We start from the raw sequence: 24,968 nt of genomic DNA on the forward strand, positions 1-24,968 counted from the left end.
GGGGTAAGATGGGGGAAACTTGGAAAAATGGCTTGAAAGCAGGATTATCGACGACATGGACACTTGGAAAAGTTATTTTTCCGGTCACCATTCTCGTCAGCATTTTGCAACATACACCTGTGATGGATTGGATCATACAATTCATTAGACCGTTTATGGGATTGTTTGGTCTGTCAGGGGAAGCGGCGGTTCCGCTTGTATTAGGGAATATGCTGAACTTGTATGCTGGGATCGCTGCTATTTTAACGTTAGAGCTACCTGTCAAAGAGGTATTCATTCTGGCAGTGATGCTATCCTTCTGCCATAATTTAATGATTGAATCGACAGTGGCCGCAAAAGTAGGGCTGAGGGTGTCTGTTATCTTGTTAGTGAGAATCAGTCTTGCAGCTGTTTCAGCTATCGTGATTCATCTCGTTTGGCAGGGGGGACAAGAAACGGCGCAGTATGGTTTGCTTGCAGCAACCCAAACGGCTGATGTGCCTTCAAGCTGGTACATGATTCTTCTTCTTGCCTTACAGAAAGCCGTTCTCGGTGTACTGCAGCTTGCTTGTATTGTCATTCCGCTTATGGTGATCATACAATTGATGAGAGACATGGGGTGGCTATATGCGTTGTCAAGATGGTTATCTCCTTTTACGAAAATGCTTGGGATGAAGGAGAATACGTCCATGACCATGGTAGCCGGTCTGACAATTGGTCTGGCGTACGGTGCAGGTGTGATGATGAAAGCAGTCGAAGAGGACGGTGTCAGCAAAAAAGATTTAACCCTTGCCTTCATCTTCCTTGTCACCTGTCATGCAGTGGTTGAAGATACGCTAGTTTTTATACCACTTGGAATTCCAGTGTGGCCACTCCTTTTCATTCGCCTTATCTCTGCCATTTTATTGACAGCTGCCATTAGTTTTATTTGGCGGAAGTGGGAACACGCAGCTGTTAGAAAGGAAGCAATATGAACGAATCAACGATCAATACAGTACTTTTTGATTTAGATGGTACATTAATTAATACAAATGAATTAATTATCGCCTCATTTCAGCATACGTTGGATCATTATTATCCTGGGCAATATAGCCGTAATGATATTCTTCAGTTCATTGGTCCTTCGTTGTATGATACATTCTCCGCTATGGACCCGGAACTCGCTGATGACATGATTCAGATGTATCGCACTTTTAATCATGAACAGCATGATTTGCTCGTGTCTGAGTATGAGACTGTTTTAGATACATTGAAAGTATTGCAGGATCAAGGATTTAAACTTGGGATTGTCACAACTAAAATTCGTGATACTGTCCAAATGGGATTGAAGCTGACGGGTTTAGAGCCATTCTTTGAAGTCATTGTGACACTTGATGATGTAGTGAATGAGAAGCCGCATCCGGAACCGGTACTGCTGGCGCTATCGAAGCTTGGCAGTGATCCGCAGGAAGCGGTGATGGTTGGCGATAATTATCATGATATTTTATCTGGTCAAGCGGCAGGGACAAAAACTGCAGGTGTGTCTTGGTCGATTAAGGGAGAAGAGGCCCTTTTAAAATATCGCCCAGATTTTATGTTAAAACAAATGAGTGATCTGCTGGCGATTGTTGGAGCTGATTAATTTGAGAAAAACGGACCGTTTTCCAGTAAAAGGGGTCAATTCCCTTAGACAAGTCTATCGCACGGTCCCCTTTATCAAGGTCATGAAAAATTTTATCTTTATTCAAATTGCACGGTACATGCCTTGGATGGGATTGAAAAACTGGATTTATCGGATATTCCTTCGCATGAAGGTCGGGGAGGATACAGCGTTTGCTTTAATGGTCATGGTAGATATTATGTTTCCTGAAAAAATCAGTGTCGGTCGAAATTGTGTGATCGGATATAATACGACGATTTTAACCCATGAGTATTTGATTAAAGAGTACAGGCTCGGGGAAGTTTATATTGGAAATGAAGTGATGATTGGGGCAAATTCAACAATATTGCCAGGAGTGACAATCGGTGATGGTGCCATTGTGTCAGCAGGTACACTTGTTCATAAGGATGTCCCCACAGGTTCTTTTGTGGGGGGGAATCCAATGCGCATTATTTATACAAAAGAAGAGATGGAAGCGCGTCAACCTACGTCTGCTGAGTAGCTCGGCAGATTTTTTGTTGACATTCTGATGAGATGTAACTATAATGATTACAACAGAGGTGAGAAAACATGAAAATCAGCAGCAGATTTACTGTCGCTGTCCATATTCTGGCCTTGCTATCACTTGAAAAAGGATCATTACAGACGTCGGAGGATATTGCGGGAAGTGTAAATACTAATCCAGTGGTCATTCGCCGTATTATGAGTAAATTAAAAAAAGCAGGCTTAATTTCAACAAGTCTTGGCAAAGGTGGTTCTCAGTTGAACCGCAGTGAAGACGAAATGACACTGCTTGATGTGTATAAAGCGGTAGAAGTGGTAGATGAGGGAGAATTATTTCAATTCCACGAAAGCCCAAATCCTGACTGCCCTATCGGTGCAAACATTCAAGCGGTCCTAGAAATCATTTTGTGCCGTGCCCAAAATGCGATGGAGCAAGTGCTTGCTGAGATCAAATTAAGTGAACTGACGCAGGTTTTAATAAAAAAAATTGGATGACGTATTCAATTTTTTTTACCTCTGTTGTAACCATCTTTGTTACACTTTTTTGTTAGAAAAGGAAATATACCCATAATTCAGGAGGTAATAAAATGAAAATTGGTATCATTGGCGCAACAGGTAAAGCAGGACAAGAAATCTTAAAAGAAGCTAAATCAAGAGGGCATGAAGTAACAGCTATCGTTCGTAATGCCCAAAAGGTGACAGATGGATCTGTACCGGTTTTAGAGAAGGATATATTCAACCTGCAGGTGGAAGATGTCAAAGGTTTTGATGTTATCGTAAATGCGTTTGGTGCGCCTGCTGGACAAGAGCATTTGCACGTGGAAGCTGGAAAAAAATTAATCGACTTACTGAAGAATGCACCGGAAACGCGTTTGATCGTTGTGGGCGGGGCAGGCAGTCTATTTGTAGACGAAGCCAAAACAACTAGACTTGTTGACACACCAGAGTTTCCAAAAGAATACTTCGCAACTGCTTCACAGCAAGGAGAAAATCTAAAAGATCTGCAAAAGACTGAAGGATTAAAATGGACATTTCTTAGTCCGGCTGCATTCTTTGACGCAGAAGGTAAACGCACTGGTGCCTATGTAAAAGGAAAAGATCACCTCATTGTGAATTCAAAAGGTGACAGCTATGTCAGTTATGCAGATTATGCGATTGCGCTTGTCGATGAAATTGAACAAGCGGAACATATTGGAGAACGTTTCACCGTCGTATCTGAAGCAGAATAAGAATATATAAACCCCCGCTTCGTCGAATCGGGGGTTTATGCTTGAATGATAATCGCTTGGCTCCCCATCTGCTTCCAAGAAGCCTCGAACTGATCACGATCGACTTGCTGGTTCTTTTGTCCATAAGGATTGTTGAGATAGATGTGTTCGTCATCGTAACCTGTGATGACAACGCTATGCATATTAAAGCTTACATCTATTTTTCCATTAGGTGTGTTCCATGTTTCCATGTTGTCTGTTTCTTGAAATGTTGATGTCGTAATGACCCATACAGGGTAGCCTTTTTCAAGTGGTTGATAAATGGCCTTTTTCACTGACTTTCCAGTTAAGTCGACAGCTTGACGACCTGCATATTTTTTGGCAAGTTGATAAATTGGTTCGTGGTAAACGCCAAGGCCTGGTCCGTTTTCCATATCGCCAACAAACCCTTCATGAGGGTCTCCTTTTAATCCATTCTCATAATTAAGTGGGACGCGCTCTATCTCATTAGCTAATCTGTTTTTTGTCACTTGTTTATAACCGCTGTAATGAAGAAGCATAGCTAAACTAGTGACCTCGCACCCGTTATAAAGCTGTGGATCATCCATTTGATTGTAGAGGATGACATCCATGGCTTTTTTACTTCCTTTTAATGATTTGTGTGATGAATTCTTTTTTTTCGTTGACGATGTTTCGTCTGCTGACAGCGCTGTATCGTTTTTTTTGCCTACTTCACCTGGCGAAGCTGTTTTCTTTACTTGGTCCGTTTGTGAAAAGTAAATAAACCCTAAATAAACAAGACATGCGCACAACAAAGTTAAGGTAAATGTCTGGATGAACTTCACTGTAATCTCCTGTGTTATTCGATTTTTTATGTATTATAGCATGTTCCTCCAAAGAACACGTATAAAAGTGACAGGTGTCATTTGAATGTAATATTTAAACGAAATTTAAATGAAAATGGGAAGAAATAAAAATGATTGATTTAATCACTTTATTTTGTTAGCATATTATCATATTAGCGAACTAAAGGATTCGGAATTTTTTGTTTTAGTGTGCTGGAGGTGCAAAAGTACATGTTTATGTTTGAAAAACCATATGGTATGCGGGATTCATTGCCAGGGTTGTATGAAACTAAGAAAAAAGTGAGACGTTCATTAACAGAGGTGATGAATGGTTGGGGTTATCGTTTTATGGAGACGCCAACACTTGAGTTTTACGATACAGTCGGTGTTCAATCGGCGATTACAGATACACAGCTATTTAAACTTCTTGATCAAAACGGTCATACACTTGTGCTTAGACCTGATATGACAGGTCCGATTGCGAGAGTTGCCGCTTCAAAGCTTCATGAGCAGGCGTATCCGCTTCGTGTTGGTTATGCAGCAAATGTGTTCCGTGCGCAGGAAAGAGAAGGCGGAAGGCCGTCTGAGTTTGAACAGGTCGGGATTGAATTGATTGGTGACGCTTCGATTAGTGCAGATGCCGAGGTGATTGCCCTTGTCGTTTTTGCTTTAAAAAATACAGGGCTTCATTCCTTTAAAATTGCCATCGGTCATGTCGCTTTAGCGGAGGCTTTATTTATAGAAGTGCTAGGAAATACGGAAAGAGCGAATGTACTGCGCCGTTTCTTATATGAAAAAAATTATGTAGGATACAGGCAGCATGTGAAACAATTACCACTATCATCTATCGACAAAACGAGATTATTACAGCTCTTGGATTTGCGTGGTGGCAAGGAAGTCACAGAAAAGGCAGAGGAGATCGTTGTCTCTAATGAGGGAAAAGAAGTACTCACTGAATTAAAGTCGCTTTGGGAGACACTTGAAGATTATGGCTGTACCGAATATATCCGTTTGGATTTAAGCATGGTGAGTCATATGAGTTACTATACCGGAATTTTGTTTGAAGTATTTGCAGATAATGTTGGTTCATTCATAGGAAGTGGTGGAAGATATGATCAATTGCTTGCTCGTTTTCATGCACCAGCGCCAGCTACAGGTTTTGGTCTTCGGTTAGACCGCCTTCTTGAAGCACTAGATGCAAAAGAAATCAATGAACCCCAGGAGGCTGTGATATTTAGTAAAGAACAAAGACTTGAAGCCTTTGCATTTGCTGAAAAAGAACGAACAAATGGCAAGAAAATTGTCCTGCAAGATTTAGCAGGTATTGAAAATATTGATGAGATGACCAAGTCGTTTGAGCGAGTGACTTATTTTATTGGGGCTAGAAAGGAAGAGCAAAATGGGTAAAGTGTTGACGATGGCAATGCCAAAGGGCCGAATATTTGAAGAAGCAGCAGGGTTGTTAAGGCAGGCAGGCTATCAACTGCCCGAGGAATTTGAAGATTCGAGAAAATTGATTATTGATGTACCGGAAGAAAACCTTCGCTTTATTTTAGCCAAACCAATGGATGTCACCACGTATGTAGAGCACGGTGTAGCGGATGTCGGCATTGCAGGGAAAGATGTCATGCTTGAGGAAGCCCGTGATGTATATGAGGTACTTGATTTAAACATTAGCAAATGCCATTTAGCAGTTGCTGGATTGCCAGGAGCTGAATGGGGAAGTGTTGCACCCCGTGTGGCAACAAAATATCCAAATGTAGCCTCTTCCTATTTCAGAGAACAGGGTGAGCAAGTGGAGATCATTAAGCTAAACGGCTCTATTGAACTGGCACCGCTCATCGGTCTCGCTGATCGTATTGTGGACATTGTGTCCACTGGTCAAACGTTAAAAGAAAACGGACTTGTGGAAACCGAGCATATTTGTGAGATTACGTCTCGTTTGATTGTCAATCCCGTTAGTTACCGTATGAAGGATGCTGTAATCGATGAAATGGCCCAGCGCCTTGCAATAATTATTGAAGGAGAGAAATCATGATGAACATGACTTATATACAAGAACATGAGAAAGATACTCTCTCACTCAAGCGTTCTTTAGATACTGGAACAGAAGAACAACGACTGGCTGTTCAGCACATTATTCAAGAAGTCAGAGCAAACGGGGACGAGGCCGTTCGTTCTTTTACAAAACAATTTGATGGCATTGCCCTTGATAGTCCGCTTGTCACTGCGGATGAAATAGCAGAGGCTTATGAACGCATAGACCGAGCGGTGATACAGATGATCCAAACAGCCATTCGCAATATTCAAACATACCATGAGCGCCAACTGTCTTCTTCTTGGTTTTACCACCAGCAGGATGGGACGATGCTTGGTCAAAAGGTGACGCCGCTTGATGCTGTCGGTGTCTATGTACCGGGTGGAACGGCTGCTTATCCATCTTCCGTGTTAATGAATGTCATTCCTGCACTTGTGGCGGGTGTTGAACGAATTGTACTTGTCACACCACCAGGGAAAGATGGCCGTCTTTCTGATGCGGTGCTTGTTGCAACGCAGGAGCTGGGGGTTTCAGAAGTATATAAAATGGGCGGTGCTCAGGCGATTGCGGCACTTGCATATGGAACTGAAAACATTCAGCCTGTCGATAAAATTACTGGTCCAGGTAACATTTATGTGGCACTTGCGAAGCGGGAAGTATTTGGACAAGTCGATATTGATATGATTGCCGGTCCAAGTGAAATTGCTGTCCTAGCAGATGAAACGGCACTTGCTCATGAAGTGGCAGCCGATTTACTTTCGCAAGCGGAGCATGATGCGTTAGCATCCAGTATCCTTGTCACACCATCTGTGACACTTGCTCAGAAAGTGCAGGCTGAGGTTCAATCACAGCTAGATACTTTGCCAAGGAAGTCTATCGCAGCACAATCCATTCAAAATCATGGTCATATTTACGTGACGGATTCTTTGGACAGTGCGGTAGAAGTGGTCAATCAATTAGCACCAGAACATTTAGAGGTGCTGACGGCGTATCCAGAAAAGCTTCTTAGCCAAATAAAACATGCAGGAGCAATTTTTTTAGGTCGCTATAGCCCCGAGGCGGTTGGTGATTATTTTGCTGGTCCGAATCATGTACTGCCAACAAATGGAACAGCCAGATTCTCTAGTCCGCTTGGCGTCACAGATTTTCAAAAGAAAACGAGCATTATTTCATATAGCCAGGAAGCCTTTGAGACACATAGTAAAAGCATTGCTGCTTTTGCAAGATTAGAAGGGCTTGAGGCTCATGCAAGGTCGATTGAAGCGAGAAAGCGGGAGGAATCAAAATGAGACAGGCACAAACAGCTAGAAAAACAAATGAAACAAACATTTCGTTAGCGCTAGATATTGATGGAGAGGGAAAAGCTGATATTCAAACGGATGTTCCTTTTCTGACGCACATGCTTGATTTATTTACAAAACACGGCCACTTTAATTTAACAGTGGATGCCAAGGGAGATACAGAAGTAGACGATCACCACACAACGGAAGACATCGGCATTGTGCTTGGACAAATGTTTAAGGAAGCACTTGGTGATAAAAAAGGAATCAAACGGTACGGGTCTAGCTTTGTTCCGATGGATGAAACCCTTGCACAAGTGGTTGTCGATTTAAGTAATCGCCCTCATTTGGAAATGAAAGCTTCGTTTCCAAGTCAAAAAGTCGGTACCTTTGATACGGAGCTTGTTCATGAGTTTCTTTGGAAATTTGCGCTTGAAGCTCGAATCAACCTTCATGTGATTGTCCATTATGGAACCAATACACACCACATCATTGAAGCAATTTTTAAAGCGATGGCACGTGCTCTTGATGAGGCAACAACGATTGATCCACGTGTGAAAGGGATTCCTTCAACAAAGGGGTTGCTTTAATGATTGGCGTCATTGACTATGGTATGGGAAATTTGTTTAGCGTATCAAAAGCACTCGAACGAGCAGGCGCACCTTATATCGTGTCGTCCGAAGTTGAAGAATTAGAAAAGGCAGATGCTTATATATTGCCTGGTGTTGGTTCATTTCGAGATGCGATGCAACTATTGAAGCAGACAGGGCTTGAGTCATTTATCCACCAAGTCGTTCAGGAAGGAAAACTGTTATTCGGTATTTGTCTTGGCATGCAGCTTCTGTTTGAAGAAAGTGAAGAGGCAGGAATGACGAAAGGATTAGGTCTGTTAAAAGGACGTGTCACTCTGCTGAAAGATCGTGATCAGAACGGACAAAGGTTAAAGGTTCCTCATATGGGATGGAATCAGCTTACGTTTCATCAACCATCCCCGTTGTTTGATGGTGTTCCGGAAGGTTATGCCTACTTTGTTCACTCCTATTATGTCAGTGAAATGAATCCGGATGAGCAATTGGCAAGTGCCACATATGGTGTGCAAGTTCCAGCTATTGTTGGAAAGGGAAATGTGTTTGGTGCGCAGTTCCACCCTGAAAAAAGCAGTACGACTGGCATGGCATTGTTAAAACAGTTTATTCAATTAGTAAATGAACAGAGGGTGAATTAATGAGTGAATTTATCTTATATCCAGCGATTGATATGAGAGACGGGAAATGTGTACGGCTCGTTCAGGGAGACTATGATCAAGAAACCATTTATGGAGATTCACCCCTAGAAATGGCTACACTTTTTGTGAATGAAGGAGCTAAGTGGATTCATCTAGTTGATCTAGATGGTGCAAAAGCGGGTAAACGAGTCAATCACGATCATGTGCTTGCGATTGCTTCCTCCTTAGATGTGCACGTGCAAATCGGCGGCGGCATACGGACTGAAGAAGATGTCGATTTTTATTTAAGCAACGGTGTATCTAGAGTCATCCTTGGCAGTTCAGCCGTATCCAATCCTGTTTTTGTGAAAAAAATGCTCGCTAAATATGGGGAGAAAATAGCAATCGGTATTGATGCACGAGATGGCTTTGTATCGACAGAAGGATGGCTTGAAACCTCAGAGGTCAAGGCAGAAGAACTAGGCAAAGAGCTGGCAAAAGAAGGGGCAGAAGTATTTATTTTTACCGATATTCAAATGGACGGTATGCTATCAGGTCCCAATGTAGAAAGTACTGTTCGATTAGCAGAAGCCACTGGCAAACAAGTGATCGCCTCTGGTGGTGTCAGTGCTGTAGCTGATCTCAGACAGCTTTCGAAGCAAAGCCGTTTAGGTGTATCAGGGGCCATTATTGGCAAGGCGCTTTACACAAAGCAATTTACTTTAGCAGAAGCATTTGAAGGGCTGAGCAGCATATGATGACAAAACGAATCATTCCATGCCTCGATGTGAAGGAAGGACGAGTCGTCAAGGGCATTCAATTCCTTGGCTTAAAAGATGCTGGAGATCCGGTAGAATTGGCGCAAATTTATGACAAGGAAGGCGCAGATGAACTAGTCTTTCTCGATATATCAGCCTCTCATGAAGGCAGGAAAACGATGGTTGATGTGGTCAAACAAGTAGCGTCTACACTCGCCATTCCATTTACTGTTGGCGGCGGTATTAACCACCTTGATGATATGAAGCGTATATTGAGAGCTGGTGCGGATAAGGTGTCTTTGAACACTGCTGCTGTTTTAAGACCAGAGTTGATTTCAGAGGGAGCAGACTTTTTTGGCTCACAATGCATCGTTGTGGCCATTGATGCCAAATATGATGAAGAGGCTGAAGCCTATGTGGTGTATACCCACGGAGGACGCCGGAAAACGGATATGGAAGTAAGCGAATGGGCGAAAAAAGCGGTTTTAAGAGGTGCAGGTGAAATTTTACTGACAAGTATGGATGCTGATGGTGAGAAAAAAGGATTTGACCACCGCCTGACAAAACTTGTTTCTGAAGCCGTGACAGTTCCAGTGATTGCGTCAGGTGGTGCTGGCAATGCGGAGCATATGCTTGAAGCATTTACAAAAGGAGAAGCTGATGCAGCACTGGCAGCCTCTATTTTCCACTACAAAGAAACATCGATTCAAGAGGTCAAGGCATACTTGAGAGAACATGGGGTGAAGGTGAGATGAAGAAGGCAAACGATTTAACATTTAACGAGTCAGGCTTGATTCCTGCAATTGTACAGGATGCACAAAGTAAGGAAGTATTGACGCTTGCTTATATGAATCAAGAATCCTATGAAAAAACACTGGAAACAGGAGAGACATGGTTCTTTAGCCGTTCGAGAAACGAGCTGTGGCACAAAGGAGAGACGTCCGGACACACCCAAAAGGTGAAATCCATTCGTTATGACTGTGACAAGGATGCCCTGCTTGTGCTGGTCGAACCAAGCGGTCCAGCGTGCCATACAGGCAGTTACAGTTGCTTCTCGGATGAAGGCGTGAAGCCTCAAAGTCAAGGAAAAGACCGTTTTGCTATTTTAAATGAACTTGAACAGGTCATTGCCACGCGTCAGGCAGAGATGCCGGAAGGTGCGTATACAACATATCTATTTGAAAAAGGCGTAGATAAGATTTTGAAAAAAGTCGGAGAAGAAGCTTCAGAGGTGATCATTGCAGCGAAGAATCGTGATCAGGAAGAACTTAAATGGGAAACAGCCGATCTCCTTTATCACCTTCTTGTTTTATTACGTGAACAGCAATTACCGCTTGATGATGTATTAAAAGTACTGACAAAGCGTCATCAAGGGAAATGAGAGCCAGGGATTTGCCTGGCTTTTTGATTGTCAAAAGAAAACAACCCTCTCTTTTCTTTTGTTCTATGTGACTGCCGGTGAAGTATGTTATACTACACTCGGTACACTGTTCGAATGGAGGGTATCGGTGAGTAAATACACTTCTCAAAATCACCACACACAAGTTGTCCAGCTATTTCAAGATGGGCATTACTTTTTTCATAAAGGTCTAAAAGCATATAAAGAAAGAAATTTGCCAAGGGCAAGTAAGCTGATTCAACGTGCGATTGTACTTGAGCCCGAAAATGTGGAGATGCTATCACAACTTGCCATGATTTATACTGAAATGGGTCATTATCAACAATCAAATGAACTGCTAGATTTCATTCTTGAACACGTTGATGAAAACATGACAGCGTGTCATTATTTTAAAGCAAATAATTATGCGAATCTCGGTTTGTTTCAAGAGGCGCATAAGTCAGCAACAGCATATGCGGCTATGGAAGAGGATGGAGAATTTTCGGATGAAAATGATGAGCTGCTCGATTTGCTAGATATGAGTGGCGAAGAGGATGAAGATTTTCCTTATGATCAGGATGACCTGATTATGAAGCAAGATCATGCCAACCATTTGTTAGAAAGCGGCAGGCTTGAAGAAGCCATTGAAATGCTAGAGCAAATGATTGTCGAATTCCCAGAATTTTGGTCAGCGTATAATAATCTTGCATTGGCCTATTTTTATTCTGGACAAATTCATCAAGCGAAAGACATGTTGAACCGGGTACTTCATGGTAACCCTGGTAATCTGCATGCCCTTTGCAATCTGCTTGTCTTCTATCATTATGAAAAAGAAGAAGAAAAGGTAAAGGTGCTGTCCAAGCAATTAACGCACGTGTATCCAATATTAAGTGAACAGCGTTATAAACTTGGTGCAACATTTGCCTTGGTCGGAGAATTCGAATGGGCCTTTAAATGGCTCTACTCTTTGTATAAAACAGGATTCCAGGGAGATAGTACGTTCTTGTATTGGCTCGCAAATGCAGCTTACCATACTGGTCACCAAACATTGGCACAAACGGTTTGGGATAAGATGGTGGAAGAAGATATTGATGCAGATGAAATTAAGCCGTGGCAGGATAAAACAGAGGAATTCGAGCCAATGGTTTCTATCGAGGAACGATTGACTGCGTACTATGTCAGCAAACAAAAAGGTGAACTTGACGTTCTACAATCTATGCTTGATGCCCGCGCAGTAAAAACAGTCTTTGAACAGCAATTCATTGAACTGCTTCTATACGAAGATCAAATGGAAAAACGATCCTTTTCAGAAGATGCAGTCTTTGCAAAGCAGGCGGCATCGGCTTTAGAAAAGGCAGTGCAGCCTGACAGTTATATGCCATATTTTTGGTTATTCCACATTATTCAGCAGGCGTGCGCTTCTGGCGCATACAAGAGAAATGCTCCTGCATGGGCAGCAGCTTCTTATTATCTATGGATGAACGAACAAGAGGAAACAAATGTCACCAAAAAAGAAGTAGCCGCCTCTTTTCAGATCAGCGTCCAAACGCTGTCCAAGTATGAGAGCATCATTTATACTTTAATAGACTAAAGTAGACAGATATATATGTCAGAAGCATGGCCGACAAGGTCATGCTTTTTTTCTTGGATAAAAAGGTGGGATTTGCAAGGATTTGGCGAAGTATGACAAACACGACATGTATTTGAAACACAAATGTAATAAAAATATTAGCTCATTTTGTCGATGTGTCATGTATAATGAATCTCGTGGATTAAAAACAAAGACTTATATTTAGGTATTTTACTATACATAATTGAACACCTAGTGATAGAAACAATCTGGTCAACATCTTGCTGAAATTCAGAAAGAAAGACATAGTGAGCACAGATTGGTCGCAGAGAATTTGCTGCTTTGTTATGTCGCTTGGGAAATTGTCAAAGGAGGAACTATTCGTGAAAAAGTTTATTACATTCGGTGTAGCTTCGGTAATCGGAGCGAGCAGTTTATTCATTCCATTTACTCATGAAGCACATGCACAAAACTTTGAACAAAAGAAGCAAGAATTAGACAGTAAACAAGCAAAGGTAAACAAGGACCTTCAAAAGAAAAAGGACGAGCTTTCTAAACTTGAAGCAAAACAAGAGGCGCTTGAATTAAAGCTGAAAGAAATTGATGAGAAGGCTTTAAAGACAAGTGATCTCATCGAAGAAAAGCAAGCTGAAAACGAAAAAACGAAAAAAGAAATCAAAGCACTAAAAAAAGAAATTGCTGATACAGAAAAGCGTATTGAAGAAAGAAACGAATTCCTGAAAAAGCGTGTACGTGCTCTTCAGGAAAGCGGCGGATCTACTAAATACATAGATGTATTATTAGGTGCAAAAAGTTTCAGTGATTTCATTAGCCGTGCAGGTGCAGTATCTACACTTATCAACGCTGACGGTGAAATCATTAAAGAACAAGAAAAAGACAAAGCTGAACTTCAAAAGTCTGAAAACGAATTAAACACGAAGCTTGAAGATGTTCAAAATACACTGGCAAAGCTTGAAGCACTTCAGTCTGACTTGACGAAACAGCTTGATGAGAAAGACAAACTATTCAAGCAAGTGAAAAAACAAAAAGGTCATGCATCATCTGAAATCAGCGAGCTTAGCAGTCAGTTTAACAGCATTGCATCTGAAAAAGACGCAACAATTGCTGCACAAAAACAAGCTGAAAAAGAAGCTGCTCAAAAAGCAAGAGAAGAAAAAATTCAAAGACAGCAGCGTCAAGCAAGTGTTCAAACGGAAGACAACAGCTCAACGAATGATAGTAGTCCGTCTTCTTCAAATAACAGCAGTTCACCAAGTGAAAAGCCATCTTCTGGCGGTGGATCACCCGTTAGCAATAACGTAGGCGGAATTGAAGGTGCGATTAGCACAGGTTCTACAATTATTGGTCAGTCGCCATATAAATGGGGCGGCGGCAGATCACAGGCCGATATTGACGCACGTCGTTTTGACTGTTCTTCATTCGTCCGCTGGGCATTCGCATCAGCAGGGATCAACCTTGGACCAATTGGCGGAACAACAACAGATACGCTTGTAGGTAAAGGAAGAGCTGTAAGTGCATCTGACATGAAACGTGGAGATCTTGTGTTCTTTGATACGTATAAAGTAAATGGACACGTCGGCATTTACTTAGGAAACGGTACATTCTTAAACGATAACAGCTCTCACGGTGTTTCAATTGATTCGATGAGTAACCCTTATTGGAAGAGATATTTCAATGGTGTTGTCAGAAGGGTCGTTGAATAAACCACTACTCGTTATATAACCGCAAACAGGCTTCCTTAAACAGCAGTTTAAGGAAGCTTTTTCTTTTTTTGAAGATATGAGCAAATGATTCGCTAATGACTCGCATATTTTATAGGATATGGGTAAGGAACAAATGCTAAGTGTAGAAATGATGCACCCGTTTATGAATGGAAGCATCACCCAAGGGTATTCTAATAAGAAATGCTAGTAGCAATTGAAGAGGGAGTGACAGTTGTGTCAGAAGAAAAAATCTACGATACCATCATCATTGGAGCGGGTCCTGCCGGAATGACAGCCGCTGTTTATACATCACGGGGAAATCTATCAACACTGATGATTGAAAGAGGAATTCCTGGCGGGCAAATGGCGAATACGGAAGATGTCGAGAACTACCCTGGCTTTGAAAGCATTCTAGGACCAGAACTTTCAAATAAAATGTTTGAGCATGCGAAGAAATTCGGTGCAGAATATGCGTATGGCGATATTAAAGAAATAGTAGACGGTGAAGAATACAAAATTGTCAAAACTGGTTCAAAAGAGTACAAAGGACGTTCAGTCATCATTGCAGCAGGTGCTGAATACAAAAAAATCGGTGTACCTGGTGAAAAAGAACTTGGCGGTCGTGGTGTATCTTACTGTGCAGTATGTGACGGCGCATTCTTTAAAAATAAAGAGCTTGTTGTCGTTGGCGGCGGTGACTCTGCTGTGGAAGAGGGTGTCTACCTGACTCGCTTTGCTTCAAAGGTAACGATTGTCCATAGACGTGACAAACTTCGTGCCCAAAGCATCTTACAAGCACGTGCCTTTGATAATGATAAGATCGACTTCAAATGGAACAAAACCGTTAAACAAATCAATGAAGAAAATGGGAAAGTCGGCAGCGTGACATTAATTGATACAGTGACGGGTGAAGAAGAAGATTTCAAAACGGACGGAGTCTTTATCTATATCGGTATGTTGCCGCTTTCTAAACCATTTGAGAATCTTGGTATTACGAATGAAGAAGGTTACATTGAAACAAACGAAAGAATGGAAACAAGAGTAGAAGGCATTTTCGCAGCTGGCGACATTCGTGAAAAAACACTTCGCCAAATTGTCACAGCAACGGGTGATGGAAGTATTGCAGCACAGAGTGCGCAGCATTACGTGGAAGAGCTTTCTGAGAAGCTTAAAGCCATGAAATAAGCAGGGTGTCGTAAACCCTTAATATAGCGTCATGGGCTTTTAACTGGAATGTAACACGGGTGAAATAATTATTCGTTATCATGAAATTAGTAATTGACCCCCTTTTATAAGGAATACATGTTTGACACGGATGTGAATCCGTGTCCTTTTTTTTGCATAAAACAAGAAATTCACGAGATGTTCACAAATGACGCATGGAGAACCGCTAGATGTTGTAAAATAAAGAGTAAAGAAACATAGCACCACATTCTTCATACGAAAATCTGTCTGTTTTCGGTGAAGACTGGGCATGTTCATTGTGGGAGTTAAGATGAAACTGTATAATAATAAAAAGACATAAAAGAGTAGGTGACAACTGGTGCAACGAGTAACCAATTGTGTGCTGCATCACGAAGATCAAGTTCTCTTGCTACAAAAACCAAGACGGGGCTGGTGGGTAGCTCCAGGTGGTAAAATGGAAAGCGGAGAATCGGTCAAGGATTCAGTCATTCGAGAATATAGAGAAGAAACAGGCATTTACATTTTAAATCCACAGTTAAAAGGTGTATTCACCTTTATTATGAAAGAAGGCAACCACATCGTACAGGAATGGATGATGTTTAGCTTTATGGCAGATTCCTTTACCGGAAAAAACGTGTCAGAGTCGGAGGAAGGCATTATAAAATGGCATGATGTGAAGGACGTGCCTCACCTACCAATGGCCCCTGGTGATCGTCATATTCTTGACTTCATGTTAAAGGGAAAAGGACTTCTCTATGGCACATTTACGTACACCCCAGATTTTGAGCTGATTGCTTATCGGTTAGATCCTCAAGGAGACTAATAAATGAACCGTTTTCATAAAGAAGGAGAGGGAGCAGGCATGAATACGCACACACAGGATGATATTCAGCTTGTGATTATTACAGGAATGTCAGGTGCGGGGAAAACCGTCGCCATTCAAAGTTTTGAAGACCTAGGATATTTCTGTGTGGATAACTTACCGCCATCACTTTTGCCTAAGTTCCTAGAGTTAATGAAAGAATCAAGTTCGAAAATGAGCAAGGTTGCACTTGTGATGGACTTACGTGGACGAGAATTTTTTGATAGTTTAATTGCAGCTTTAGATAAAATGGGTGATATCGGATGGATTACACCCCGTATTTTGTTTTTAGATGCAAACGATAAGGTGCTTGTCTCAAGATACAAAGAAACGAGACGTTCACATCCACTTGCGACAACAGGTCTTCCGCTTGAGGGAATTTCCATTGAGCGTGAGCTGTTAGAAGAGCTGAAAGGGCGCTCTCAGATGATTTTTGATACATCAGATCTGAAACCAAAGCAGCTTCGAGAAAAAATTGTGACGCACTTTGCGACCAATCAAGGGCAAGTGTTTACAGTGAATGTGATGTCATTTGGCTTTAAATACGGTCTGCCGATTGATGCAGATCTTGTATTTGATGTGAGATTCTTACCGAACCCTTACTATATTGAGAGTATGCGTCCCCAGACTGGAAACGATGAAGAAGTGCGTTCCTATGTGATGAAGTGGAATGAAACACAGAAGTTCCTAGAGAAATTAATTGATCTTCTCAGTTTTATGCTTCCATCCTATAAGCGAGAAGGGAAAAGCCAGCTTGTCATTGCGATCGGCTGTACTGGAGGCCAGCATCGTTCAGTCACTTTGGCCAACTACTTAGCCGAGTATTTTAAAAATGATTACTATACACATGTTACTCACCGGGACATTGAAAAGAGAAGTAGAAAATAGATGACTACATTTCCAAAGGTCGTCATTCTTGGTGGAGGCACTGGCTTATCTGTTTTGCTCAGAGGGTTAAAAACAAAGCCGGTGGACATTACCGCCATCGTAACGGTTGCTGATGATGGAGGCAGCTCAGGTAGACTGCGTCATGATTTGAATATTCCGCCTCCAGGGGATATTCGAAATGTACTCGCCGCACTATCTGATGTGGAACCCCTTGTGGAAGATTTATTTCAGCACCGGTTTAACAAAGGGAATGACTTAACAGGCCATTCTCTCGGCAATCTCATTCTTGCGGCAATGACAAATATAACCGGTGATTTTTTTCATGCCGTCACAGAAATGAGTAAGGTCTTAAATGTAAGAGGTAAAGTATTGCCGGCAGCTAATTCAAGTGTTGTCCTTCATGCTGAATTAGAAAACGGAAAAGTGGTGACAGGGGAATCGAAAATCCCAACCTATGGTGAAAGGATTAAACGCGTATTTCTCACACCAGATACAATTGAGCCGCTCCCGGAATCCATCCAAGTCATTCGCGAGGCCGATTTGATTGTCATTGGACCGGGTAGCTTGTATACGAGTATTTTGCCAAACTTGCTTGTACCGCACATTGGAGAAGAAGTCATTCGCTCAAAGGCGAAAAAAGTATATATATGTAACGTCATGACGCAGCCAGGGGAAACGCTTTCCTATAGTGCATCTGATCATGTGCAAGCACTAAATGATCATATGGATCAACCTTTTATTGATACAATATTTGTTAACAATAAAGAAATTCCAGATGAAATCAAAGCAAGATACGCCGAAGAGCAGGCACAGCCTGTGCAGTTCGACATAGACGCACTGAAAGCAATGGGACTGGAAGTCATCCCTGGAGAAATCATTACATATGACCAGAATGTGATCCGTCACGACACGCTGAAGGTTGCCTCGCTATTAGTCGAGCTACTGCATCAGAAAAAATAGGAATGGGGGTGGCAAGGATGTCATTTGCATCCGAAACAAAAAAAGAGCTGACTAATTTGGACGTGAAGGACTGCTGCTCAAAAGCGGAGCTTTCTGCCCTCATCCGTATGAACGGTTCATTATCTTTCTCTAATCGAAAACTGATTTTAGATATACAGACAGAGAATGCGGCCATCGCAAGACGTATTTATACCCTTTTAAAAAAGAAATATGATGTGACAGTCGAGCTACTTGTCCGTAAAAAAATGAGATTAAAAAAGAATAATGTGTATATTGTCAGACTGGTAGAACGAGCCAAGTTCATTTTAGAGGATCTGAAAATATTAGGGGAACATTTTGTATTTGAGCGCAATATTTCAGAAGAACTTGTGAAAAAAAGATGCTGCAAACGCTCTTATATGAGAGGTGCTTTTTTAGCTGGCGGTTCTGTGAATAATCCGGAAACGTCTTCTTATCACCTTGAAATTTTCTCACTGTATAAAGAACATAACGATGCCCTTTGCGCACTAATGAATCAATTCCATCTTAACAGCAAAACACTTGAGCGGAAAAAAGGCTACATTACCTATATGAAAGAAGCCGAAAAAATTACGGAATTCTTAAGTGTAGTTGGGGCCCATAACTCATTGCTTCGCTTTGAAGATGTGCGAATCGTCCGTGATATGAGAAATTCTGTTAATCGACTTGTGAATTGTGAAACAGCAAACTTGAATAAAACCATCGGTGCATCGCTGCGTCAAGTGGAAAACATTCAATACATTGATGAAAAAATAGGACTCGATGCACTGCCAGATAAGCTGCGAGAAATTGCTAAACTACGAATCGACTACCAAGAAGTCACGTTGAAGGAGCTTGGAGAAATGGTTGAGAGTGGCAAGATTAGCAAATCAGGCATTAACCACCGCTTGAGAAAGTTAGATCAAATTGCAGAACAACTTCGAAATGGACAAGCCGTTACATTGAAATAGGAAAGCAAAAGAAGGAGGCAGATCAAATGGTGGAAAAAACGGTCACAATCAATTTGAAAACAGGTTTACAGGCACGTCCGGCTGCTTTGTTCGTTCAAGAAGCCAATCGCTTTGGCGCTGATATTTTCCTTGAGAAAGATGGGAAAAAGGTCAATGCGAAAAGCATTATGGGTCTCATGAGCCTTGCGATCAGCTCTGGGGTTACCGTCACACTTATAGCAGACGGAGCTGATGAACAGGAAGCCATTGATGCTCTAACGGAATTTATCAATCGAGAAAACTGAGTCTCTTCAAAAGGCTCAGTTTTTTAGGAGGAAATGCTTATGATCAAATCAGCTTTCTTACAGAAAGTTGGACATGAAGGTCATTCGATCTCTTTTGACAATCTGCCCTCATTATTAATAAAGATGGCGTACACCTTTCCATTCGAGAATAGATCGGTGCTTAACAAACAATCTTATACTTTGGATCAGCATGGACTGAAAGCGCATCTCCTCGAAGGGAACAGAGGAGGGCTTTGTTATGACCTCAATCCTTTATTATATTATGTGTTAAAAGAGGCGGGCTTATTTGTTCAGTTGATCCAAGGAACAGTGTATAACAAAGAAGCTGCTGATTGGGTGATTGATGGAACACATGTGGCCATTGTTTTAATACATGAGAGCGAGCGTTTCCTCATAGATGCAGGTTTCGGTGCGAACTTACCTCTTCGTCCAGTGCCCTTTACAGGAGAATGGGTGGAGTCACCTTTCCTTCGTTTTCGAGTCAAAGAAGAAGAAACAGCCAAAGGTACACACTTGCTTCAATTAGACAGGGGATCAGGCGCTGAAACTGGCTATGCATTTACACTGAAAGAAATGAATGAGCAAACATTGTATAAAATAAGACATGAGATCTATGAGAACGAAGCCTCTCCTTTTAACAAAAGACCGCTTGCCTCCAAGCTAACGAAGACAGGACGTATTGTGGTCACAGAGGATCATGTCATCATCCATGAAAATGGAGATGTGTCAAAAAAGTCGCTTCCACAATCTTTTGAGAACTACGTACAAACACTCATCCCGCCAACATCATAAAAAGACACCCTACAAATGAAGCGATCTCCCTAAATTTAGATACGGGTTCTGATTACAGCTTTTAAGGCACGAGTTCGGTCCAATACTGAACTCGTGCCTTTTCGTTTAGCCTTATTGTTTTTGCTTACTTTCATGTAAATGTCGCCAATAGAAAAGCACCTCCAAATGTTAGATTGTATCTAACTATTTGGGGTGCAATTCACAAAACGGACTGTCTTTGATCATTTTAGCGGATACGTGTAAATGTCGCATAATGGTCCGTTGTTTTGTAAATGAGCCAGTCACTTGAATACAGAAGACGATCAGCATTACGGAAGCCAGAGACGTAATTGATGTCCGCTTCACGCCACGTTCGTCCGCTCGCTGAAGGAAGTCGTCCCTCACGGTTAGAGAAGATGTCTCCCCCAATGCTTTTCCCTGGGGCTACCTCAGCTAAATTTCCTTTTGATGGGACCCACCCAAGAGCAATTGCTTGAGATTTTGTTATATAGTTATCAGGTAGTCGTTTGTAGCGGATTAAATAGTCTGCAACCCCATCAAACGTGTTAATGACTGCAAGTGTATGCAGGTCTGGTGCAAGTTGAGTTGACACTGATTGAGCGGCGTTTGACGGAAGAGCTGTTTCTGCATGAGCATGCTGTGGGGTGAATCCAGAAAACAAAATAGCAGCGATCAGAGTAATCATCGTAAATAAAGAACTCAATTTTTTCATCTTCATCCTCCTATACAGGAAATAAGATGTTGTCCTCTTGTTGCTTGTCTACCTCATATTATAGCACCCGAAAATGAAGGGGATGTAAAGAATAAGGAGATTTGTTAAAATGAGACTTTTCTCCTGATTCTTCCTTTGGTAGATCAATAAAAAGTCGCATATCTCTGCGCCTTAAGATGAGGCAAGCTCTTTCACTATATCGACAGGAGCTTTGCCGTCAATGCCATGTATCACATTGTGAATGGCTCTTTTGAGCATGAGATCTCTTGTTGTCTTAGTAGCGGAACCGATATGGGGGGCGAGTGTCACCTGATTCATGCTCATGAAAGGATGATCTTTTTCCAGTGGCTCTTGATCATAAACATCAAGACCTGCCCCTTTAATCCAGCCTTGCTGGAGAGCTTGAATAAGACTTTCCTCATCCACTGTTTTTCCTCGGGAGATGTTCACGAATAGAGCCGTGGGCTTCATCAGCTTGAATTCCCGTTCACCGATCATATGATAGGTTTCCTCTGTAAGCGGTGTGATCAAGACAATGATATCTGCTTGCTTCAACAGGTCATCGAGTGAGCAATAAACTGCGCCATAAGCTGATTCGGCTTTTTCATTCCGGCTCCGGTTATGATAGAGCACGTTCATATCAAAACCATGTGCTGCTCGTTTTGCTACTTGCTCACCAATACGCCCCATTCCAATAATCCCAAGCGTCTGATGATGAACATCTATTCCAAAAATATCTTCTTCTTGCACAAACTTCGTCCATTTTCCATCACGTATGAAGCGATCAAGCTCTGCGATTCTTCTAGCAGAAGAGAGGATGAGCGAAAAAGCAAGATCAGCTACTGTATGATCGAGTGTATAAGGAGTGTGCGTTCCGATCACGCCCCTTTGTCTCATAGCATGTAAGTCAAAGTTATCATAGCCAACGGAAGAATTGCTCACGACCTTTAGCTTCGGTGCGTGATCTAATAGTTCTTGATCAATTTTCGTTCCAGATGTCAAAAGTCCATCAGCTTGCTGCAGCTTCTCAAAAAGAATATCTCTTGGGATCGGATCCTTTGATTGCCAGATCTCATATGTACAGTGTTCCTTTAGCAATTCCTCAAAAGAGGCAGGTAAGGGTTTAGCGACAAAAATATGTGGTGTCACAGTCAACTCGCTCCTTTCATGATGTGCATCTTTCTTCTCTAATTATTATAAAGCAACAATTTCTGCAGTACACGTTTGAATGTTAGTTACTCAATATTTAATATACTGAAATAATGCGGAAGGACAGTCATTTTTTTAGTGAAAAAATAGATTTGTAAGCCATCTGATGCGTTCTGTATAGGTGCTACAACTTCACTATCGTACAGAGGCATAGGAAGTTCCTGTGGTTTTTGAGAGATGATCTGACAAATTGGAAAATAGATCGAGACTTCAATGGCAGAGAATGGATTTGAATTGTATTACTCGGGACGATTCTTTTTTACTAAACCATTTCATCGTCTTTTGATCTTCTGAGAACAATGGATCGAAAAGAAGTCTGCATGTCTATTACGATGAAGCGGAAAAGAGAAGAAAATAGAGAAAAGGCTTATATTTTTTCTCATCAATTTCTCATTTTTTTCTTTTTTTTCTATCATTTTTCTTCTCTATGCTTGAGAGCACACGAAAGAAAAGGGGGACAGGCAGAAATCATCTTACTTAAAAAAATGGGAGATGACAAAATGGGATCGACCTTAGAACAAATTCTTCAGCATAATCGTGAGTTTGTGAGTGAGAAGCATTATGAGCCTTACAAAGTAGGGAAATTTCCTGAAAAGAAATTGGTGATTTTAACATGTATGGATACACGTCTCTTGGAGCTATTGCCGCAAGCCATGGGGCTTCGCAACGGAGATGCCAAAATCATCAAAAATGCAGGAGCCATTGTATCACATCCCTTCGGCAGTGTGATGCGAAGTATATTACTTGCCATCTATGAACTGAAAGCGGAGGAAGTATGCATTGTGGGGCATCATGAGTGCGGAATGGCTGGACTTGCTGCAGGTCCTTTACTTGAAAAAGTAAAAGCACGTGGGATAGAAGAGAAATGCTTGAACATTGTCGAAAATTCGGGTGTTGATTTGAAGGGCTGGCTAACAGGTTTTCATTCTGTTGAAGAAAGCGTGACACAAAGTGTCCAATTAGTAACACAGCATCCACTCATGCCAAATGATGTGACTGTGCATGGACTAGTCATTCATCCTGCTACAGGAAAGCTTGATATCGTTGTGAAAGACGGGCAGATCAATCCGCAGTTTGCCTAAAAAGTCTACAAATTCTTAAAGGAGGCCAACACATACCATGCGTTTTTACGGAAGATTTGAAGGTTATGATTTATCAAAATTTAGACGCGATTTAATCGCTGGACTTGTCGTGGGCGTTGTGGCAATTCCTTTAGGCATGGCGTTTGCCATTGCTTCTGGTGTCGGCCCGGAATATGGTTTATATACTGTGATTGTTGCCGGCATTTTCATCTCATTGTTTGGTGGCTCTAAATACCAAATTGGTGGGCCTACTGGGGCGTTTGTTCCAATTTTATTCGGTATAGTCAGCCAATACGGCGTTGAAAATTTATTGATTGCTGGCTTTATGGCAGGCTGTATGCTTGTATTATTCGGAATATTCAAACTTGGGAAGCTCATGAAATTTATTCCTCGTCCAGTTATCATCGGCTTTACCGCAGGCATTGCTGTCATCATTTTCTCAGGACAGATTGCCAACTTCCTCGGATTAAAGGGTGTTGAAAAGCATGAAAGCTTTTTCCTCAATATGAGAGAGATATTGGTTCATCTTGATACAACAAACAGCCTCGCCGTTCTTACAGCTTTGATTGGGCTGATTGTGATTTTGGCGGCACAAACATACATTCCCAAAATACCTGGTGCTTTATTAGGTTTATTAGCTTCTACATTTGTAGCTGTTCTCTTTTTTCAAGGACAGGTCGAAACCATCGGCTCGGCATATGGTGAAATTCCGCGTCAGCTACCTAGCTTTGCATTTCCTGAATTGACCATTGAAAAAATGATGTATTTACTGCCTCCCGCTATTGTGATTGCGCTTTTAGGTGGGGTTGAGTCGATATTATCAGCAATGGTAGCAGATAACATGAAAGGCTCTAAACATGACAGCAACAAGGAGCTTATCGGACAAGGGATCGCCAATATGGCGGCACCGCTCTTCGGGGGAATTCCGGCAACTGGGGCGATTGCCCGTACAGCTACGAATATTAAAAATGGCGGAGCAAGCCCGATTTCAGGTGTTGTGCATGGCGTCGTTGTATTGCTCATCTTAATGCTATTTGCGCCATATGCATCCATGATTCCACTTGCTGCCATGGCCCCGATTTTAATGTTTGTTGCTTGGAATATGAGTGAGAGAAAAGAGTTTATCAATATTGTGAAAGTGAAAAATGCGGATTCACTTGTACTTGTCGTGACCTTCCTGTTAACGGTCATAGGTGATTTGATTATTGGGGTCACCGCAGGTCTCATTTTAGCATTTATCGCCTTTATCAAAAAAATGAGCCAGACGACCAACATTTATTCAAATGTGGCTGTTTCCCAGATTGAAACGGCAGCCACTTTAGAAAAACAGGTCAATCAAAAGGGAATTAGTATGTATTCCATTGAAGGACCATTATTCTTCGGTACGACGGATTCATTGGAAAATTCCATTTTAGATCATGTTCAGACAAAGCCTAAAACGCTCATTCTACTCATGAATAAAGTCAATTATATGGATACGTCAGCAGAAGCCGTCCTAATGAATATCTCTAATCGTTTAAAGCGTCATAATGGTAAGCTCATGATCGTTGGGCTGCAATCACAGCCAAAAGAACTTCTGCATCGCACCGGTCTTTTTCATCAAATTGGGAAACAGCATTTCTTTGAACGGACAGATGAGATATCACCACAGCAGCTATAAGCTTGCACAGGAAAGCACGTGATGAAAGTGTCACGTGCTTTTTGTTCGCTCATTTTCATAGGAAAAGCGCATTGTGAGCAGAAATATAGAGATGAGCAAGAAGCAGTAGGTTCCTTAAGAGATCTCCCGTTTCTGCCATGAGCAAACCCATTCGGATAAATGGCCCATCATGTGCCGAATTTCTCGTTTGATAGAAATGTTTGAGCCACTTTTAATCTCGGTTGTTTGCATGTATGAAC

At 41.7% G+C, this 24,968-nt stretch carries 27 protein-coding genes; 24 read left to right on the forward strand and 3 right to left on the reverse strand.

The features are described from left to right. Nucleotides 1–8: 8 nt before the first annotated feature. From ABVJ71_RS13565 to ABVJ71_RS13585, 5 genes are all read left to right on the forward strand, one after another. Nucleotides 9–953 (forward strand): nucleoside recognition domain-containing protein, encoded by a 945-nt coding sequence (locus ABVJ71_RS13565; protein ID WP_353854487.1) that lies wholly within the window; start codon nt 9–11, stop codon nt 951–953. Continuing rightward, nucleotides 950–1,600 carry a pyrophosphatase PpaX gene (ppaX, locus tag ABVJ71_RS13570; RefSeq protein ID WP_353854488.1) on the forward strand — a complete coding sequence of 217 codons (651 nt, stop codon included), beginning with the start codon at nt 950–952 and terminating at the stop codon, nt 1,598–1,600. The genes ABVJ71_RS13565 and ppaX overlap by 4 nt, the downstream gene beginning before the upstream one ends. 1 nt (nt 1,601) lies before the next feature. Next, nucleotides 1,602–2,120: an acyltransferase gene (locus ABVJ71_RS13575; protein ID WP_353854489.1), complete on the forward strand. Its 519-nt coding sequence runs from the start codon at nt 1,602–1,604 to the stop codon at nt 2,118–2,120. Between the two features lie 68 nt (nt 2,121–2,188). Next, nucleotides 2,189–2,617 carry an Rrf2 family transcriptional regulator gene (locus ABVJ71_RS13580; RefSeq protein ID WP_353854490.1) on the forward strand — a complete coding sequence of 143 codons (429 nt, stop codon included), beginning with the start codon at nt 2,189–2,191 and terminating at the stop codon, nt 2,615–2,617. A 92-nt stretch (nt 2,618–2,709) separates the two neighbouring features. Next, complete coding sequence (locus ABVJ71_RS13585) at nt 2,710–3,351, forward strand: NAD(P)-dependent oxidoreductase (RefSeq protein WP_353854491.1); 642 nt, start codon at nt 2,710–2,712, stop codon at nt 3,349–3,351. A 35-nt stretch (nt 3,352–3,386) separates the two neighbouring features. Here ABVJ71_RS13585 and ABVJ71_RS13590 read toward each other — a convergent pair whose 3' ends face one another. After that, the gene (locus tag ABVJ71_RS13590; RefSeq protein ID WP_353854492.1) at nt 3,387–4,175 is read right to left on the reverse strand and encodes a C39 family peptidase; all 789 of its coding nucleotides are present in this window, start codon (nt 4,173–4,175) and stop codon (nt 3,387–3,389) included. Nucleotides 4,176–4,406: 231 nt separating this feature from the next. On the opposite strand from ABVJ71_RS13590, the gene ABVJ71_RS13595 reads away from it, so the two are divergent. The 17 genes from ABVJ71_RS13595 to ABVJ71_RS13675 all read left to right on the forward strand — a co-directional run bounded on the left by ABVJ71_RS13595 (nt 4,407) and on the right by ABVJ71_RS13675 (nt 20,066). Continuing rightward, on the forward strand, nt 4,407–5,582 hold the full coding sequence (locus ABVJ71_RS13595; RefSeq protein WP_353854493.1) for an ATP phosphoribosyltransferase regulatory subunit: 1,176 nt from the start codon (nt 4,407–4,409) through the stop codon (nt 5,580–5,582). Further along, the gene (gene hisG, locus ABVJ71_RS13600) at nt 5,575–6,213 is read left to right on the forward strand and encodes an ATP phosphoribosyltransferase (RefSeq protein ID WP_353854494.1); all 639 of its coding nucleotides are present in this window, start codon (nt 5,575–5,577) and stop codon (nt 6,211–6,213) included. Before ABVJ71_RS13595 ends, hisG begins: the two co-directional genes overlap by 8 nt. Then, nucleotides 6,213–7,502: a histidinol dehydrogenase gene (gene hisD, locus ABVJ71_RS13605; protein WP_353856674.1), complete on the forward strand. Its 1,290-nt coding sequence runs from the start codon at nt 6,213–6,215 to the stop codon at nt 7,500–7,502. Before hisG ends, hisD begins: the two co-directional genes overlap by 1 nt. After that, on the forward strand, nt 7,499–8,083 hold the full coding sequence (hisB, locus tag ABVJ71_RS13610; RefSeq protein ID WP_353854495.1) for an imidazoleglycerol-phosphate dehydratase HisB: 585 nt from the start codon (nt 7,499–7,501) through the stop codon (nt 8,081–8,083). Before hisD ends, hisB begins: the two co-directional genes overlap by 4 nt. Then, complete coding sequence (hisH, locus tag ABVJ71_RS13615) at nt 8,083–8,718, forward strand: imidazole glycerol phosphate synthase subunit HisH (protein WP_353854496.1); 636 nt, start codon at nt 8,083–8,085, stop codon at nt 8,716–8,718. Before hisB ends, hisH begins: the two co-directional genes overlap by 1 nt. Next, the gene (gene hisA / locus ABVJ71_RS13620) at nt 8,718–9,455 is read left to right on the forward strand and encodes a 1-(5-phosphoribosyl)-5-[(5-phosphoribosylamino)methylideneamino]imidazole-4-carboxamide isomerase (protein ID WP_353854497.1); all 738 of its coding nucleotides are present in this window, start codon (nt 8,718–8,720) and stop codon (nt 9,453–9,455) included. Before hisH ends, hisA begins: the two co-directional genes overlap by 1 nt. After that, on the forward strand, nt 9,452–10,210 hold the full coding sequence (hisF, locus tag ABVJ71_RS13625) for an imidazole glycerol phosphate synthase subunit HisF (protein WP_353854498.1): 759 nt from the start codon (nt 9,452–9,454) through the stop codon (nt 10,208–10,210). Before hisA ends, hisF begins: the two co-directional genes overlap by 4 nt. Beyond that, entirely contained in the window at nt 10,207–10,836 is a 630-nt protein-coding gene (gene hisIE, locus ABVJ71_RS13630) for a bifunctional phosphoribosyl-AMP cyclohydrolase/phosphoribosyl-ATP diphosphatase HisIE (RefSeq protein WP_353854499.1), read from the forward strand. The genes hisF and hisIE overlap by 4 nt, the downstream gene beginning before the upstream one ends. Before the next feature lie 127 nt (nt 10,837–10,963). Next, nucleotides 10,964–12,424 carry a tetratricopeptide repeat protein gene (locus ABVJ71_RS13635; protein WP_353854500.1) on the forward strand — a complete coding sequence of 487 codons (1,461 nt, stop codon included), beginning with the start codon at nt 10,964–10,966 and terminating at the stop codon, nt 12,422–12,424. A 362-nt stretch (nt 12,425–12,786) separates the two neighbouring features. After that, entirely contained in the window at nt 12,787–14,127 is a 1,341-nt protein-coding gene (locus tag ABVJ71_RS13640; RefSeq protein WP_353854501.1) for an NlpC/P60 family protein, read from the forward strand. Nucleotides 14,128–14,361: 234 nt separating this feature from the next. Then, nucleotides 14,362–15,312, forward strand: coding sequence for a thioredoxin-disulfide reductase (gene trxB, locus ABVJ71_RS13645; RefSeq protein WP_353856675.1), 951 nt, complete (start codon nt 14,362–14,364; stop codon nt 15,310–15,312). A 358-nt stretch (nt 15,313–15,670) separates the two neighbouring features. Continuing rightward, nucleotides 15,671–16,135, forward strand: coding sequence for an 8-oxo-dGTP diphosphatase (locus ABVJ71_RS13650; protein ID WP_353854502.1), 465 nt, complete (start codon nt 15,671–15,673; stop codon nt 16,133–16,135). Nucleotides 16,136–16,174: 39 nt separating this feature from the next. Continuing rightward, complete coding sequence (gene rapZ / locus ABVJ71_RS13655) at nt 16,175–17,062, forward strand: RNase adapter RapZ (RefSeq protein ID WP_353856676.1); 888 nt, start codon at nt 16,175–16,177, stop codon at nt 17,060–17,062. Beyond that, nucleotides 17,063–18,022, forward strand: coding sequence for a YvcK family protein (locus ABVJ71_RS13660; protein ID WP_353854503.1), 960 nt, complete (start codon nt 17,063–17,065; stop codon nt 18,020–18,022). It abuts the gene before it with no gap. A gap of 17 nt (nt 18,023–18,039) precedes the next feature. Next, nucleotides 18,040–18,990, forward strand: a complete 951-nt coding sequence (gene whiA / locus ABVJ71_RS13665; protein ID WP_353854504.1) for a DNA-binding protein WhiA — start codon at nt 18,040–18,042, stop codon at nt 18,988–18,990. A 26-nt stretch (nt 18,991–19,016) separates the two neighbouring features. Beyond that, a complete protein-coding gene (locus ABVJ71_RS13670) occupies nt 19,017–19,274 on the forward strand; it encodes an HPr family phosphocarrier protein (protein ID WP_353854505.1) in 258 nt (85 codons plus the stop codon). Between the two features lie 39 nt (nt 19,275–19,313). Continuing rightward, entirely contained in the window at nt 19,314–20,066 is a 753-nt protein-coding gene (locus ABVJ71_RS13675; RefSeq protein WP_353854506.1) for an arylamine N-acetyltransferase, read from the forward strand. A 226-nt stretch (nt 20,067–20,292) separates the two neighbouring features. Here ABVJ71_RS13675 and ABVJ71_RS13680 read toward each other — a convergent pair whose 3' ends face one another. Further along, nucleotides 20,293–20,778 carry a ribonuclease gene (locus ABVJ71_RS13680; protein ID WP_353854507.1) on the reverse strand — a complete coding sequence of 162 codons (486 nt, stop codon included), beginning with the start codon at nt 20,776–20,778 and terminating at the stop codon, nt 20,293–20,295. 171 nt (nt 20,779–20,949) lie between these two features. Continuing rightward, nucleotides 20,950–21,927: a D-glycerate dehydrogenase gene (locus ABVJ71_RS13685; protein WP_353854508.1), complete on the reverse strand. Its 978-nt coding sequence runs from the start codon at nt 21,925–21,927 to the stop codon at nt 20,950–20,952. Between the two features lie 560 nt (nt 21,928–22,487). On the opposite strand from ABVJ71_RS13685, the gene ABVJ71_RS13690 reads away from it, so the two are divergent. Both ABVJ71_RS13690 and ABVJ71_RS13695 read left to right on the forward strand, forming a co-directional pair. Next, nucleotides 22,488–23,069 (forward strand): carbonic anhydrase, encoded by a 582-nt coding sequence (locus tag ABVJ71_RS13690; RefSeq protein WP_353856677.1) that lies wholly within the window; start codon nt 22,488–22,490, stop codon nt 23,067–23,069. A 37-nt stretch (nt 23,070–23,106) separates the two neighbouring features. Further along, nucleotides 23,107–24,729 carry a SulP family inorganic anion transporter gene (locus tag ABVJ71_RS13695; protein ID WP_353854509.1) on the forward strand — a complete coding sequence of 541 codons (1,623 nt, stop codon included), beginning with the start codon at nt 23,107–23,109 and terminating at the stop codon, nt 24,727–24,729. Nucleotides 24,730–24,968 lie beyond the last annotated feature (239 nt).

It is taken from the genome of Bacillus sp. Bos-x628, from assembly GCF_040500475.1.
GTDB classification, from domain to species: Bacteria; Bacillota; Bacilli; order Bacillales; family Bacillaceae; genus Bacillus; species Bacillus maqinnsis.